This is a genomic window from Paenibacillus lacisediminis, assembly GCF_046567315.2.
Map to the genome: position 1 here is coordinate 219,643 of NZ_JBKIAX020000005.1, position 14,870 is coordinate 234,512.

Genomic DNA, 14,870 nt, shown 5'->3' on the forward strand with positions numbered 1-14,870 from the left:
GGAGAGAAACCGTATGTCAACTCGGAAGTTGCCGGACGACTTCTTGTGGGGAGGAGCCGTATCGGCCAATCAATGCGAAGGGGCGTGGAATATCGGGGGGAAAGGAGTGAGCACCGCCGATGTCGCCGCCGCCGGCAAGCATGGCCAAAGCCGATTGTATACCGAAGGCATTCTGAATGACGTTTATTATCCGAATCATCAGGCGATTGATTTCTATCACCGCTATCAGGAGGATATCGCTTTGTTCGCCGAGATGGGGTTCAAATGCTTCAGAACGAGCATTCACTGGACGAGAATTTTCCCCCAAGGCGATGAAACGGAGCCAAATGAGGAAGGGTTGGCTTTTTATGACCGGGTGTTTGACGAGTGCCTTAAATACGGAATCGAACCGGTGGTCACGATTTCCCATTATGAGACCCCGCTGTACTTGGTCGAGAAATACGGTTCCTGGACGAACCGGAAGATGATCGATTTTTACGTCAAGCTATGTGATACCTTGTTCCGGAGATACCGCACGAAAGTAAAATATTGGATGACCTTTAATGAAATCAATGTCATTACTTTGAATCCGCTGATTGCCGCGGGCATCCGCGCCGAGCAATACGACCGCCCGGAGCAAGCGGTGTATCAAGCGGCGCATTACCAATTGGTGGCCAGCGCCAAAGCCGTGGAATTGGGGCGCCGGATCAATCCGGATTTCAAAATCGGTATGATGATGCTGTACCCGCTGTCTTACGCGGAAACCTGTTCCCCCGAAGACAACTTGGAAAATATGCACAATATGGATCTTCATTATTACTTCTCCGATGTTCAGGTCAGGGGCTACTATTCTCCCAAAGCCGATAAATTTTTGGAACGGCAGCAAATCGTGCTTGATGTAACGCCGGAAGACAAACGGGATTTGATGGCCGGAACCGTCGATTATGTCGGCATCAGCTATTATATGTCCCTTGTCACGAGCGCTAACCCCGAACGGAAAATTCAAGTGAAAGGGAACATGCTGGACGGCATTGTCAACCCTTATCTGGAGAAAAGCGACTGGGATTGGCAAATCGACGGCTTAGGTTTGCGAATCGCTTTAAACAACCTGTATGACCGGTATCAGCTGCCTATTTTTGTGGTGGAAAACGGCCTTGGCGCCGTGGACGACAAACGGGAAGGCGAGATGATCCAAGACGATTACCGGATTGACTATTTGAAAAAACATATCGCTCATATGAAAGACGCGGTTTTGCTGGACGGGATAGACGTGATGGGTTATACCGTCTGGGGCTGCATTGACCTCGTCAGCGCCTCCACCGGGGAAATGAAAAAGCGCTACGGCCTGATCTACGTGGACCGGGATGATCAAGGCCGGGGAACTTTGAACCGCGAACGGAAGAAGTCTTTTTACTGGTATAAAAATGTCATTTTGTCAAACGGCGAGATGTTGGATGATCCCGATAAATAGCAGACAGAGGAGTGGTACGGATGAAATTTCCCAACCTATTCAAGCCGATCCGCATTAAAAATGTAGTGTTCCACAACCGGATTATCGCCACCCCCGCGGGGCCTTACCATGACAAAGCGATCGGCGGCGCCGGCGTGATCATTACCGGCAGCGTCAATGTCAGCCGTAAAAGAGCGAGCTATTCCCGGCCGGACGAGCCCTACGCCTTTGATAAATACCAGATGGAAGCAACGCGAAACCGCGTCATTGTCGCCCATCAGGCCGGAGCGAAGGCTTCCCTCGAGTTGATCCATTCAGGCCAATACGCGCGCGTCGACGATTATGCGATCGGCCCGGTCGATCTTGTCAGAGCGGACGGCACCATCGTAAAAGCGATGGACGAGCAAATGATGGACGAGGTGGCGAACGACTGGGCGGAAACCGCAAAAAGGGCCAAGGAAACCGGCTTCGATCTGGTGATGCTGCATTTTGCCCACGGCTGGCTGCCGGCTGAATTTCTCTCTCCGCTGTTCAATAAACGCACGGACGAATATGGCGGTTCTTTTGAAAACCGGATCAAGTTCCCGAAAATGATCATCGACCGGGTGCGCGAAGCGGTTGGCCCTGATTTTGTCGTGGACATGCGAATCAGCGCTTCCGAAATCGTCGACGGTTCGATCGAATTCAAGGACGTACTGGAGTTTATCAAAATTGTCGAAGACAAACTCGATATGGTGCATATTTCGGCGGGCCTGGACATCAATTACGAAGGCAATGTGCATATGGCCCCGACTATTTTTAAAGAGCATATGCCCAACGTGGAATGGGCCGCCGAAGTGAAGCGGAACGTCAAGATTCCCGTGGCCGTCGTCGGCGCGATTATGAGCCCGGCCGAAGCCGAATCGATTATCGCCGAGGGCAAGGCCGATTTCGTGGCCCTGGGACGCCCGCTGATCGCCGATCCGTTCTGGCCGCAGAAAGCCAAGGAAGGCCGAGACGAAGATATCGTCCCCTGCCTGCGCTGCCAGTACTGCTACCATATTTCCACGGAGCGGAAAAATGTCGGCTGCTCGGTCAATCCGCGATATACCCGTTACGACCTGGTTCCTCTGGAGCTGCCAAAAGCGAAACAGCGCAAGAAAGTCGTTATTATCGGCGGTGGCCCGGCCGGCATGAAAGCCGCTTTGGTGGCGGATGAGCGGGGGCATGAGGTTATTTTGCTGGAAAAGCAGGATTCGCTTGGCGGGGCGCTGCGGTATGCCGAGTATGAGGAACTGAAAATCGATTTATACAATTACATGAAATATCTGATCACCCAAATCAAGAAATCCGGCGTTAAGGTACAATTGGGCGTAGAGGCTACACCGGAGCGGGTCAAGCAACTGTCCCCGGACGCGATCATTATCGCCGTTGGCGCGGTGCCGTTTACGCCTCCGATTAAAGGGGTGAACCAAAGCCATGTGCTCGGAGCGCTGGACGTATATACCCGAATGGATGAAGTAGGGCAGGAGGTCGTGCTGATCGGCGGCGGTTCGACCGGCTGCGAGCTCGGCATCGAGCTGGCGCGGCACGGCAAAAACGTGACGATTATGGAAGCGGGAGACTTGCTGGCGAAAAACGGAAATATTCTGTATCGCGTTGCTTTAAGACAAGCGATGGACAAACAAACAACGCTGCATGTCAAAATGAACGTCCGGATCGGGGAGATCGCCCCGGATGGCGTGGTTTACGAGGAGAACGGCGAGCGAAAACTCCATAAGGCCCAGACCGTTATTCTCTCGACGGGGATGCGGACGAATCCGCGGCTCATCGACTCCTTCTATAACATCGTCCCGGACACCTTCATCATTGGCGACGCCAACAAGCCGAGAAACGTGATGGATGCGACCAGAGAAGGTTATTTTATCGCCAAAAATCTATAAGAGGTAGTTCAAAAAGTCATCTTTTGATCACGAAGTAGAATCATGGAGCTTAATCGGCATCGAATCTTGAATTCAGCCGGGCCAAGCGGATGCTTCCGATGTATGTTTCCTACGGAAACATTTCAGTTGCTCACGTAGGATCATCCTACGCTGCGCTACTCAGTCCCTAAGCTTCATCCAACCTTCTCGGCGCTGAAAACCTGACTTTTTGAACACACATTTAAAGTTTGATAACGGAGGCAGAGTATGTTTGGTTGGAAAAAGAAAAAGGCTGTGGAGCAGGTTCTGGAAGTTCCGGCTCCGCTGTCAGGCAAGGTTCTCCCCCTTGCAGAGGTGCCTGACGAAGCGTTTGCCGGCGGACTGATGGGAGAAGGCATTGCGATTCAACCTGTGGAAGGGAAGGTGACCGCTCCGTTTGCCGGCAAGGTGGTTCATGTGATGGAAAAAAGCAAACACGCCGTCATGCTTGAACACGAATCCGGCGCGCAAATTTTGATTCATGTTGGAATGAATACCGTCGCCCTGAAAGGTGAAGGCTTTACAGCTCATGTGAACTCCGGTGACTCCGTTGCACAAGGGCAACTGCTGCTGGAATTCGATATCCCCGCGATCGAGCAGGCGGGTTACACGGTGATTACGCCGGTCATTGTCCCGGCGGGCCAGGAGCATATTAAGCGGATTGAGGTTGCGGAAGGCCAGACAGACGGACAGCAGGGTGTTATACGGATTTATTATTAGAACTTTGCTCCATTAGGGCGGCTGCTTCATTGACTTTAGTCAGGGGACAGCCGCTTTGCCTTTTTCCATTCCTCGTGCAAGCGGTATACTCTCTTCCAAAGCTCATCCCGTTCCAGTGTGCTGTAATTAACGAGACGTTCCTGAAATATGTCCGCAAGCACATCCAGCCAGCGCGATTTTGTAACAAGTTCCTCTTTCTGTACGGAGTTTCCTTCGCGTTTACTCCATATACAGCCTCTTAATTCGTTCCCGCCGTTCGCATGCCGTTGCCGGACGAGGAATAAGTTGATCCAGGGCGATTGCGGTAAAAAATGGTCTTATTTTGAGCAAAACAGCGGTTGGGGAGGAATAGAGGAATTTTTTACCGTTATTATGGACGATCGTGGCCGGATTGCGGCGAATAGGCGAGTGATCAAGGAAATAGAAACAAAAAATGTCGTTATTTTCTTTGAAAGAGCAGGAACTGATCAAATAACGCCTAAAATTACCGCTATCTCAGTTCAGGCGCGAATATCGAGCGAATTGATGATCGTACATCATTATTTTTATAAATCCATCATGAAAGCGTTGACATGTAGAAAGTACGTTGCTATGATGTAATCATTAAAGAAGCCATATAAAAAATAACAGATTGGCGAGGATGGAGTATGGAACTGGAAAGACGATTGACGCTCAAGGAGTTGGCCAAGCAAATCGGGGTCTCACCGGCGACGCTGGACCGTGTGCTGAACAACCGGGGAAACGTGAAACGGCAGACTTACGAGAAGGTGTTGGAGAAGATCAAAGAGCTGAATTACATGCCGAACCGGTCGGCAAGCTTCTTGTCGCGGAAAAATGAATACGCCATGGCCGTTGTTTTCCCGGAACTGCCAGAGTACTTTTGGCAGCAGGTGGAGAAAGGGATCAACATCGCCATCGAGGAGTTTCGCGATTTTGGCTTGCATGTCTCCGTGATCCGCTCCGACAAATACGATCTGGAGCCGCAGAAGAAAACCGTACAGCAGTTGATCGATTCCGGCAAATACGACGCGATTGCGATCTCGCCCAACGATCCGCAGGAAATGGCCGATATCATCGACCATGGCGTCGATCAGGGCGTGGCGATCAGCACGTTCAACAGCGACTCTCCGCTCAGCAAAAGGCTGTTTTACGTCGGCTGCGATTACCGTATTGCCGGCCGCCTGGCCGCGGATGCCTTGTGCAAGTTTGTCGGGCACAAAACCAAAGTGGGGCTCGTCATGTCCTACACCAATTTTCAGATGCAGCAAAAGGTGACGGGATTCCGCGAGGTGGTGGCCGAATACGATCATATCGACATGGTTGGCCCGCTGAAGCTGAGCCAGGAGGATTACGAGTCGCCCAAAGTGTTCGCCGATTATTTCCGGGAAGTGGACGGCGTTTACGTATCCAGCGCGAAGCTGGATGTCGTCGGCAAGCATCTGGAGGACATGGGAATGGACAACCCTCCGGTTCTGATCGGTCATGACATGACAGAGGAGACGTACCAGTTGATGAACAAGGGGATCGTCACCGCGACAATCTGCCAGGATCCCGTAAATCAGGGGTACCTGACCGTAAAGTCGATGTTCGATTATCTCGCGTCCGGAGACAAGTCAGGCATCAAAGAGAACATCACGAAGCTTGAACTAGTAACAAAGGAAAATGCGCGTTATTACGTGTAGAGGTTGTTGAACTTGCACGTATAGTCGGCAGGCTGCTGTAAGCGCGCTTTTTTTAAATCAAAATGATGTACGTACATCATTTTGTTGATGGAAAATATATGAATGTGGCATAACTGCCTCCGTTTTTAGCAGAGTTTTGAGCAGAAAAGCGGCAGTGCATGCAAATACAAACAAAGTCAGACTAAGGGGGATTTGGACATGTTGAAAAATGTAAGGGCTCTCATGGCAGCAATGGTCGCATTGGTGGTATTACTCACAGCTTGCGCGCCGAATACGGAGTCAGGCGGCTCCAACTCGGCGGCAAACGCCGGGGGCGCGGGCGGCAATGGGAATAAGGTCGTCATTAAGTGGTGGGATTCGATGACCAGCGACGCGACCCAAGGGGCGCTGCAAAAAATCATCGCCGATTATGAGGCAGCGCATCCCGACGTGAAGATTGAACGCACTTATGTTTCGTTTGCGGACATCAAAAACAAGCTGTTGCTTGGCTCGGTCGGCAATGACATGCCCGATATTGTCTGGCTGGACAATCCGGACCATCAGGCTTTTGCAGCCGCGGGCATCCTGGCCGACTTGACGGACCAGATCAAAGAGTGGGGCCAGGCGGACAAATATTTTAAAGGCCCGTGGTCCTCGACGATGTATGAAGGCAAAAACTACGGTGTGCCGATCGGCAGCAACAATCTGGCGCTTTACTACAACAAGGACCTGCTGGCAGCCAAAGGCCTGACGCCGCCGAAAACCTGGGATGAACTGAAGGAAGCGGCCAAACAGCTGACGACAAAGGATGTATACGGGTTTGCCATGACCGCGGTGAAAACCGAAGAAGGCACGTTCCAGTTCCTTCCCCTGATGTACCAATCCGGGGCGGATATCGACAGCTTTGACAGCCCGGGAACGGTTGAAGCGGCAACGCTCTTGAAATACATGGCCGACAACGGCTACATGTCCAAAGAAGTCATCAACCAGAAGCAGTCCGACACGGTCGTCCAGTTCTCCACGGGCAAAGTCGCAATGATGATCAACGGTACATGGCAAATTCCGCTTTTGCGAAAAGAAGGCAAAGTGAACTGGGGCGTCGTCGAACTGCCGGTGAACAAACAAGGCGGCACGATTCTCGGCGGGGAAAACTGGGCGATCACGAATGCGTCCAAGCATAAGGATGTCGCCTTCGACATCATCAAATTCGCCAACGAGCCGGAACGTTTGAAAGCGTTTGATCAGGCGGCGGGCCGTCTGCCGAGCCGTTCCGACCTGCTGCAGGATCCGTTCTGGCAGAACGATCCGGAACTGAAGGTGTTCGCCGACGCCATGGAAGTGGCCAAAGCGAGAGCTTATGGTCCGGAATATCCGAAAATTTCCGAGGCCATTCAAATTATGCTGCAGGAAGTCATTACGGGCGGCAAGTCGCCGGAGCAAGCCGTGAAGGAAGCTGCCGGCAAAATCGAGCCGTATGTGAAAAAATAGTCCAATAGGGGGAGATGTCATGTCCCGGAAAACAACGGCTTCCGGCGGGGAAATCTCCCGCGGAGCGAAATGGTTTTCGTCATGGAACAATTACTTGTTCGTCGTACCTGCCTTGGTGTTCATGGTTGTTTTTATCGGTTTTCCGCTTTTTTACAACCTGATGCTGAGCTTTCAGAACGTTAATGTATACAATTTGAGCGGACAACACGATTTCATCGGGTTGTCCAATTACATCAAGTCGCTGAAGGATCCGGTATTTTATGCCGCATTGCAGAATTCCGCCGTGTTTACCGTGCTGAGCATCTTTTTTCAATTTACGATCGGGTTTGCGTTGGCGCTCTTTTTCAATTTGAAATTTCCCGGGCGCAACCTGTTCCGTTCCTTGATGCTGCTCGCCTGGATGCTTCCGGTGGTGATCAGCGGCACCGTGTTTCAGTGGATGCTGTCCGGTGACTACGGGGTTGTCAACTATTTTCTGCAGGCCTTGGGGATCATCGATCAGCCGGTGAACTGGCTTAGCGAAAGCAATACGGCTTTGCTCGGAACGATCGTAGCCAACGTCTGGATCGGGATTCCGTTCAACATGATCATTTTGCTGTCCGGATTGCAGGGCTTGCCCGAGCATCTGTATGAAGCCGCCAAGCTAGACGGGGCCAACCGGCTGGTGCAGTTCCGTCATATCACCCTGCCGCTGATGCGCCCGACGATTCTCGTCCTGCTCATCCTCGGCATTATCAATACGTTTAAGGTGTTCGACCTCATCTTTATCATGACCGCCGGCGGGCCGGTCACGGCTTCGACCGTGCTGCCGATCTACGCCTACCAGTTGTCCTTCTCGACGCTGGAATTCAGTCAGGGCGCTTCGGTGTCCATGATCATGTTTCTGATTCTGATCGTGATTTCGATCGTTTACCTGAGAATGTCCAGCAAGGAGGAGGTCCGCTAATGACGAACGCCAAATGGAAATCCACCGGAGCGGCCTTCATCGGCATATTGATCATGGTCGTGTTTCTGTTTCCCGTGTATTGGATGATAAAAACATCGCTTACCCCGGTCACGGAGCTGTACCATAATCCGCCGCATCTCTGGCCGGTTGGAGCTACTCTGGAATCGTACATCAATAACTTCGTCCGCAACCAGGACATGATCGGCTATATCGGCAACAGCTTGATTATCGCAACCGGGACGATGGTGATGTCACTGCTGCTGTCGATTCCGGCGGCTTACGCCTTGGCCCGCCTCCCGATCAAAGGCAAGGCGCTGATGATGATCTCGGTGCTGTCGATTCAGATGCTGCCGGGCATTATGATGGCGATGCCGCTGTATATCATGTTCTCGAAGGTGCATTTGAACGATAATTTCGCCGGGTTGATTTTTGCCGACCTGATCCATTCCCTGCCGTTTGCCATCATTACGCTGCGGCCGTTTTTCCTGGCGCTGCCAGGTGGGCTGGAGGAGGCGGCGATGATCGACGGCTGCAACAAGTTCACTTCGTTTACGAAAATCATCCTGCCGCTGGTCAAGCCGGGTCTGATGACGGTGGCCGCGTTCTGCTTCCTGTTCGGCTGGGGTGACTTCATCTTCGCGTTGACACTGACCTCGAGCAATGCGGTTCGTCCGCTGACGCTGGGCCTGTACCGATTTATCGGCCAGTACGGGACGGAGTGGAACAACCTGATGGCGGTCGCCACCTTGGCGGCGCTGCCGATCATCGTCATTTTTGTCTCCATGCAAAAATACGTGGTCGGCGGGATAACGGCGGGTTCCATGAAGGATTAATTTTTTAAATATCTTATAGTGCGAGTGGAGGAAACAGAGATGAAATTTACTGATGGGTATTGGCATGTCCGGCCGGGGGTAACGCTTAATTATCCGGTGGAGGTGCGCAACGTCAGAGCTTCGCGGGAGCAATTGACGGTGTTCGCTTCCTGCAAAAAAATCGTCACGCGCGGGGACACGCTGAATACGGCGATCTTGACCGTCAACTACACGTCTCCGATGAAGGATGTCATCGCGGTGGAACTGGTTCACCATAAAGGCCGGCAGGCGAAAGGGCCCGAATTCGAGAAACGGGTTGACGGCGGACTTGAGGTTCATATCGAAAACGGCGAGGAGATCGCCAGACTGACCAGCGGGAAGCTCAGCGTGGAGGTTCATAAAAAGGAAGGCTGGAGCACGCATTTCCTCTATGGCGGCAAGCGGCTCACCGGCAGCGGCTATAAAAGCCCAGGCCACATGAAAATGCCGGATCAAAGCACCTATATCCGCGAACAATTGGACCTCGGGGTTGGCGAATACATCTACGGTCTTGGCGAGCGCTTTACTCCTTTCGTAAAAAACGGGCAAGTCGTCGACCTGTGGAATGAAGACGGCGGCACCTGCAGTGAGCAAGCTTATAAAAACGTACCTTTTTATCTGTCCAGCTACGGCTATGGCGTGTTCGTCGATCATCCGGAACGCGTCTCCTATGAAGTGGCTTCCGAGGTGGTATCCAAGGTGCAGTTCAGCGTGCCCGGCGAATCGCTCAAATACTATATCATCGGCGGCGAAAACCTCAAGGAAGTGCTGGACAACTACACCAAGCTGACGGGAAAACCGGCTTTGCCTCCAGCCTGGACGTTCGGGCTGTGGTTGACCACCTCGTTCACCACCAGCTATGACGAACAAACGGTGACAAGCTTTATCAACGGCATGCTTGAGCGGAACATCCCTTTGCACGTATTCCATTTTGACTGCTTTTGGATGAAGGAATTTCAATGGTGCGATTTTGAATGGGACAAAGACGTCTTCCCCGACCCGGAAGGCATGCTGAAGCGTCTCAAAAGCAAAGGCCTGCACATCTGCGTTTGGATCAATTCGTATATCGCCCAGCAGTCCTGCTTGTTCGATGAGGGCAAAGCAAACGGTTATCTCGTAAAAACGAAAGACGGCGACGTGTGGCAGTGGGACCGCTGGCAGGGCGGCATGGGCCTGGTCGATTTCACCAATCCGGCGGCTGTCCGCTGGTACAAGGATAAGTTAAAGGCACTGCTCGAGATGGGCGTCGACTGCTTCAAAACAGACTTCGGCGAGCGAATTCCGACGGATGTCGTGCATTTCGACGGATCGGACCCGGTCAAAATGCACAATTACTACACGCATCTGTACAATAAAGCGGTGTTTGAGGTCCTGGAGGAGGTGCGGGGCAAAAACGAAGCCGCGGTGTTCGCCCGTTCGGCCACAGCCGGCGGCCAGCAGTTCCCGGTGCATTGGGGCGGCGATTGCTCGGCAACGTACGTCTCGATGGCGGAAACGCTGCGCGGCGGGTTGTCGCTCGGCATGTCCGGCTTCAGCTTCTGGAGCCACGACATCGGCGGCTTCGAGAACACGGCCACGCCGGACCTGTATAAGCGCTGGACTGCCTTCGGGCTGTTGTCGTCGCATAGCCGGCTGCACGGCAGCCAGTCCTACCGGGTACCGTGGCTGTTCGACGAGGAAGCCGTGGACGTGCTTCGTCACTTTACGCAGCTGAAGGACACGCTCATGCCGTATATTTACGGCGCCTCCGTAGAAGCGACCAAAACGGGCGTGCCGGTCATGCGCGCGATGGTGCTGGAATTCACGGGCGACCCGGCCTGCGAAACACTGGACCGCCAGTACATGTTGGGCGATTCGCTGTTGGTCGCTCCGATCTTCAACAGTGAAGGAATCGCCAAGTATTACTTGCCGGAAGGGCGTTGGACGAATTACCTGAGCGGCGAGGTTAAGGAGGGCGGACGTTGGGTGGAGGAGCGGCATGATTACTTCAGCTTGCCGCTGCTGGTTCGTCCCGGCAGCTTGATCGCGGTGGGCGCGAACCGGGAGCGTCCGGATTATGATTACGTGGACGGTGCCCGGCTGCACCTGTTTGAGCTGGAGGACGGCCGCGAGACGGCGGCCCGGGTGTACAACCCGCAAGGCGAGCTGGAACTCGAGGTGTGCGTGCAGCGGCAGGGCGAAGCCTTGACGGTGAGCCGGGTGCGCGAGGCGGCGGGCAAGCCTTGGGAGTTGGTGCTGCGCGGCATTTCGGAAGTAGCCTCGGTGGAAGGTGGCACGGCGGCTGCCGGCGAGCAGGGCGTGCGGATTGTTCCGCAGGCGGGAAGCGGTGAAATAAGCATAACCTTGGCTTAAGCCGAAGGTTGGTGCTAAAGTGAAACTTGATCAGACTGGGACATAAAGCAAACCGGTCCAGATTATTTCAAGGAGGCGGAGCGGGCGGGGAATAGCGGTAAAAAATGGTCTTATTTTGAGCAAACCGCAATTTGGGGAAGAATAGCGGAACTTTTTACCGCTATTGGTGGATAACTAGGGCAGCAATAGGGCAATGGGCCGTTTCACTGAGAAATAGCGCCCTAAATTACCTCTATTCCTGATGAATAGCCAAATCGATCACAATAACGCCCTCTAATACCGCTATTTTACCGCCGCGGCCCGTGTTCCTGCCAAGCCAGCATGTTAGAATGGCCCTCATCTACTTGTCTTTCAAGCCAGCATGTCAGAATGGCCCCCCATCTACTTGCCTTTCAATCCGGCGTGTCAGACTGCCCTCGTCCACTTGTTTTGCCGGCTCTCACGGCTGTGGACTGGGCCGCCTCGGAAGGCAGCGTTATTCCGCGTTCCCCTTCCCCTCTCCTCAAGCATCCGCATATACCAACTCCACCACCAGATGCTCGTCATAGTTTCCGAAACCTTTGCCAAATAGCGTAACCCCACCCTGATGCAGGGCATCCTCCTCCACGGAGATCCTGAGTGTCCATTGCTTGCGCCGGATATCGACGTCGTTCAGCGTAACGCCGGATAACTTAACGCCATCCATATAAGTCCCCTCATCCGTGACGCGCAATTGCTTCAACAGCCCGTACTGGTTCGTATATTGCGGCCACCAGTCGGGCGTGAATTTTCCCCGCCGATCGCCGTAATCGCCCGGGCTGGTCCAGGTTCCCAGCTTGACCTCATTCAGGGTAAACGTAATGTCGGACGGATAGTTGTTGTTTACGCCGGGCGCTTCCGAGGCGATTTCCATCATGATCAAGAGCTCGCGAGGCCGCTGGCTCGACAGCAGAAAATTCGGGCATTTGTATTCGATATACCCTTTGCCGAACCACAGGATGGCGGCATGAATCCGCTCCTGGTCCCAAAAGTAGCGGGGATCGTCAAAGCTCCCGATAATATGGACGGTTGTGGCCAGGCCGCAGGTAGGCTCGATATGGAAATCGGAGTAATGCCCGATCGGAATTTCGGTCCGATGACTTTGGCGGCTCGCGATTTGTTCGGCCGGAAAAACAATTTCAAGCGAAGTGGCGGCCAGGGAGCATATTTTTTGCAGCCCGCTTTTGCCTGGGGCCATTTGCGTGGCGATCAAGCCCGCTTCGCTAAGTTTGCGTACGTGCATGGTCATGATGGCGCTGGACAATCCGGCGGCGCCGGCCAGTTCCTTGACGTTCATCGGCTGCTCGGACAATAAACGCAAAATATGCAGCCGCACAGGGCTCGCTAACGCCTCGTACACAGGCAAAGATTTTTCCGTAAGATCGAGTTTCATCATGCTTCCGCCTTTATCCATTTAATTAATAAATATATTACTTAAAAGTCGAATGGTTTACAATACTCAAAATGAATTGGGCCATTTTTTCGGAACATGATTGACGTTAATTATGATGTGCAGCTATAATGAGTTTGTAATATATAAATTAATTAATATAAATATTAACAAAGGAGTGAAACGACCGATGACGCTGAAGGGTGTGCTTAACGCCGATTTGGGGCAAGGAACGATCAACCGGAATATTTACGGCCATTTTTCCGAGCATTTGGGCAGATGTATTTATGAAGGGATTTGGGTCGGGGAGGACTCGCCGATTCCAAATACGAACGGAATACGCAGCGACGTTGTGGAAGCGCTTAAAAATATTAAAATCCCGGTGCTGCGCTGGCCGGGAGGCTGTTTTGCCGACGAATACCATTGGAAGGACGGAATCGGCCCGCGCGCAGGCAGAAAGCGGATGGTCAACACGCACTGGGGCGGGGTTGTGGAAAACAACCATTTCGGCACCCATGAATTCATGGAGCTGTGCCGCCAGTTGGAATGCGAGCCTTATATCAACGGCAATGTGGGCAGCGGAACCGTTCAGGAGATGTCCGAATGGGTGGAGTACCTCACCTTTGGCGGCGAATCCCCGATGTCGCAGCAGCGCGCGCAGAATGGGCGGGAAGAGCCGTGGAAAGTGACCTATTTCGGAGTCGGCAACGAAAACTGGGGCTGCGGCGGGAACATGCGTCCGGAATATTATGCCGACGTATACCGGCGTTATCAGACGTACGTGCGCAACTACGGCGACAACAAAATTCACCGGATTGCCTGCGGACCGAATTCGGACGATTACAACTGGACGGAGGTCCTGATGCGGGAAGCGGCCCGGTTCATGGATTCGCTTACGCTGCACTACTACACGGTCCCTGGAGAATGGCAGAGTAAAGGTCCGGCCACGGGGTTTACGGAGCGCGAATGGTTCACGACGCTGCGGAAAGCGCTGCACATGGACGAGTTGATCACCCGCCACAGCGTCATTATGGATCAATACGATCCGGAGCGGCGGGTCGGGCTGATCGTGGACGAATGGGGCACCTGGTACGACGTGGAGCCGGGCACGAACCCCGGGTTTTTGTATCAGCAGAGCACGATCCGCGATGCGCTGGTGGCCGGGCTTACGCTGAACATCTTCCATAAACATCATAAACGCGTACGTATGGCCAACATTGCCCAAACCGTGAACGTACTCCAGGCGGTGATCCTGACCGAAGGGGAAAAAATGCTCCTGACGCCGACGTACCACGTCTTCGACATGTACAAGGTGCATCAGGATGCCGAATTCCTGGACCTGACGCTGGATGACGGAAGCTTCAACTTCGATGGGGAGGAACTCCCCGCGGTGTCGGCTACGGCTTCAAGGAACAGTGAAGGCAAAATCCACATCAGCTTGTGTAATCTAAGCCACCTTGCGCCAACCGAAGTCGCTCTGGATATTCGCGGGCTGGCGGGGCAAAAGCTGTCCGTCACCGGGACGACGCTGGCCGGCGACAAGATCGACGCGCACAACACGTTCGCCGCGCCGGACAATGTCAAGCCGCAGCCGTTTTCCGGGTTTGCCCTGCAGGACGGCCGACTCGCGGCCACGCTGCCGCCGATGTCGGTCACCACGCTGGAACTGACGGCGGCAAGCTAAGGAGCGCCCAAGATGGCTGGAGAAACAGCGGAATGCAAAGGCTGCCGGGAGGAATACAAGGTGACCGAGGCGCAGATCGCCCGGATTTTGGCGGCGCCGATGTTCGCTGCGGAGCACTGCGTGCCCGACGAGATTTATGAGGAGCGCCTCCGGGCCTGCAGCGCCTGCCCCAAACTCGAAAACGGCATAACCTGCCGGGTTTGCGGATGCATCGTTCCGGTCGTCGCCAAGCTGAAAGAACGCGCTTGCCCCATGCCGGGAGGCGGCAGGTGGCCGGCGTAAGAGCGAGCAGGCGTAATCGGCGGATCGGTAAGGTTTGCAGAAGTATTTCGTTACCGGGATTACACTGGGGTCGGTGAAGGAATAGCAGCGATTCCGGTCACTTTAAAGT

The 14,870-nt window shown here is 53.6% G+C and carries 12 protein-coding genes and 1 pseudogene; 11 read left to right on the forward strand and 2 right to left on the reverse strand.

The genetic code is table 11. The annotated features are described in order from the left end of the window. Positions 1 to 13 precede the first annotated feature (13 nt). The 3 genes from ACLD72_RS12150 to ACLD72_RS12160 all read left to right on the forward strand — a co-directional run bounded on the left by ACLD72_RS12150 (position 14) and on the right by ACLD72_RS12160 (position 4,089). Complete coding sequence (locus ACLD72_RS12150; RefSeq protein WP_410999689.1) at positions 14 to 1,450, forward strand: 6-phospho-beta-glucosidase; 1,437 nt, start codon at positions 14 to 16, stop codon at positions 1,448 to 1,450. Positions 1,451 to 1,470: 20 nt separating this feature from the next. Then, positions 1,471 to 3,351: an oxidoreductase gene (locus ACLD72_RS12155; RefSeq protein WP_410999691.1), complete on the forward strand. Its 1,881-nt coding sequence runs from the start codon at positions 1,471 to 1,473 to the stop codon at positions 3,349 to 3,351. Between the two features lie 246 nt (positions 3,352 to 3,597). Beyond that, the gene (locus ACLD72_RS12160; RefSeq protein WP_410999693.1) at positions 3,598 to 4,089 is read left to right on the forward strand and encodes a PTS glucose transporter subunit IIA; all 492 of its coding nucleotides are present in this window, start codon (positions 3,598 to 3,600) and stop codon (positions 4,087 to 4,089) included. Positions 4,090 to 4,124: 35 nt separating this feature from the next. Here the strand turns inward: ACLD72_RS12160 and ACLD72_RS12165 are convergent. Continuing rightward, positions 4,125 to 4,391 (reverse strand): annotated as a pseudogene (locus ACLD72_RS12165) (arylamine N-acetyltransferase family protein); the annotation flags it as partial. Here ACLD72_RS12165 and ACLD72_RS12170 point away from each other — a divergent pair. The 6 genes from ACLD72_RS12170 (at position 4,375) to yicI (ending at position 11,387) form a co-directional block, all read left to right on the forward strand. Beyond that, on the forward strand, positions 4,375 to 4,689 hold the full coding sequence (locus ACLD72_RS12170) for a hypothetical protein (protein WP_410999695.1): 315 nt from the start codon (positions 4,375 to 4,377) through the stop codon (positions 4,687 to 4,689). The pseudogene ACLD72_RS12165 and the gene ACLD72_RS12170 overlap by 17 nt on opposite strands. Before the next feature lie 47 nt (positions 4,690 to 4,736). Beyond that, on the forward strand, positions 4,737 to 5,771 hold the full coding sequence (locus ACLD72_RS12175; protein ID WP_410999697.1) for a LacI family DNA-binding transcriptional regulator: 1,035 nt from the start codon (positions 4,737 to 4,739) through the stop codon (positions 5,769 to 5,771). A 222-nt stretch (positions 5,772 to 5,993) separates the two neighbouring features. Then, positions 5,994 to 7,238 (forward strand): sugar ABC transporter substrate-binding protein, encoded by a 1,245-nt coding sequence (locus ACLD72_RS12180; RefSeq protein ID WP_458475786.1) that lies wholly within the window; start codon positions 5,994 to 5,996, stop codon positions 7,236 to 7,238. Positions 7,239 to 7,257: 19 nt separating this feature from the next. Beyond that, positions 7,258 to 8,184 (forward strand): carbohydrate ABC transporter permease, encoded by a 927-nt coding sequence (locus ACLD72_RS12185; protein ID WP_410999701.1) that lies wholly within the window; start codon positions 7,258 to 7,260, stop codon positions 8,182 to 8,184. Beyond that, positions 8,184 to 9,017: a carbohydrate ABC transporter permease gene (locus ACLD72_RS12190; protein WP_410999703.1), complete on the forward strand. Its 834-nt coding sequence runs from the start codon at positions 8,184 to 8,186 to the stop codon at positions 9,015 to 9,017. The genes ACLD72_RS12185 and ACLD72_RS12190 overlap by 1 nt, the downstream gene beginning before the upstream one ends. 39 nt (positions 9,018 to 9,056) lie before the next feature. Further along, positions 9,057 to 11,387, forward strand: coding sequence for an alpha-xylosidase (yicI, locus tag ACLD72_RS12195; protein WP_410999705.1), 2,331 nt, complete (start codon positions 9,057 to 9,059; stop codon positions 11,385 to 11,387). Between the two features lie 502 nt (positions 11,388 to 11,889). Here the strand turns inward: yicI and ACLD72_RS12200 are convergent. Continuing rightward, the gene (locus ACLD72_RS12200; RefSeq protein ID WP_410999807.1) at positions 11,890 to 12,798 is read right to left on the reverse strand and encodes an ArsR/SmtB family transcription factor; all 909 of its coding nucleotides are present in this window, start codon (positions 12,796 to 12,798) and stop codon (positions 11,890 to 11,892) included. Positions 12,799 to 12,985: 187 nt separating this feature from the next. On the opposite strand from ACLD72_RS12200, the gene ACLD72_RS12205 reads away from it, so the two are divergent. Together ACLD72_RS12205 and ACLD72_RS12210 are read left to right on the forward strand one after the other, a co-directional pair. Next, positions 12,986 to 14,479 carry an alpha-N-arabinofuranosidase gene (locus tag ACLD72_RS12205; protein ID WP_410999809.1) on the forward strand — a complete coding sequence of 498 codons (1,494 nt, stop codon included), beginning with the start codon at positions 12,986 to 12,988 and terminating at the stop codon, positions 14,477 to 14,479. A 12-nt stretch (positions 14,480 to 14,491) separates the two neighbouring features. Further along, positions 14,492 to 14,761: a DUF6171 family protein gene (locus ACLD72_RS12210; RefSeq protein ID WP_410999707.1), complete on the forward strand. Its 270-nt coding sequence runs from the start codon at positions 14,492 to 14,494 to the stop codon at positions 14,759 to 14,761. Positions 14,762 to 14,870 lie beyond the last annotated feature (109 nt).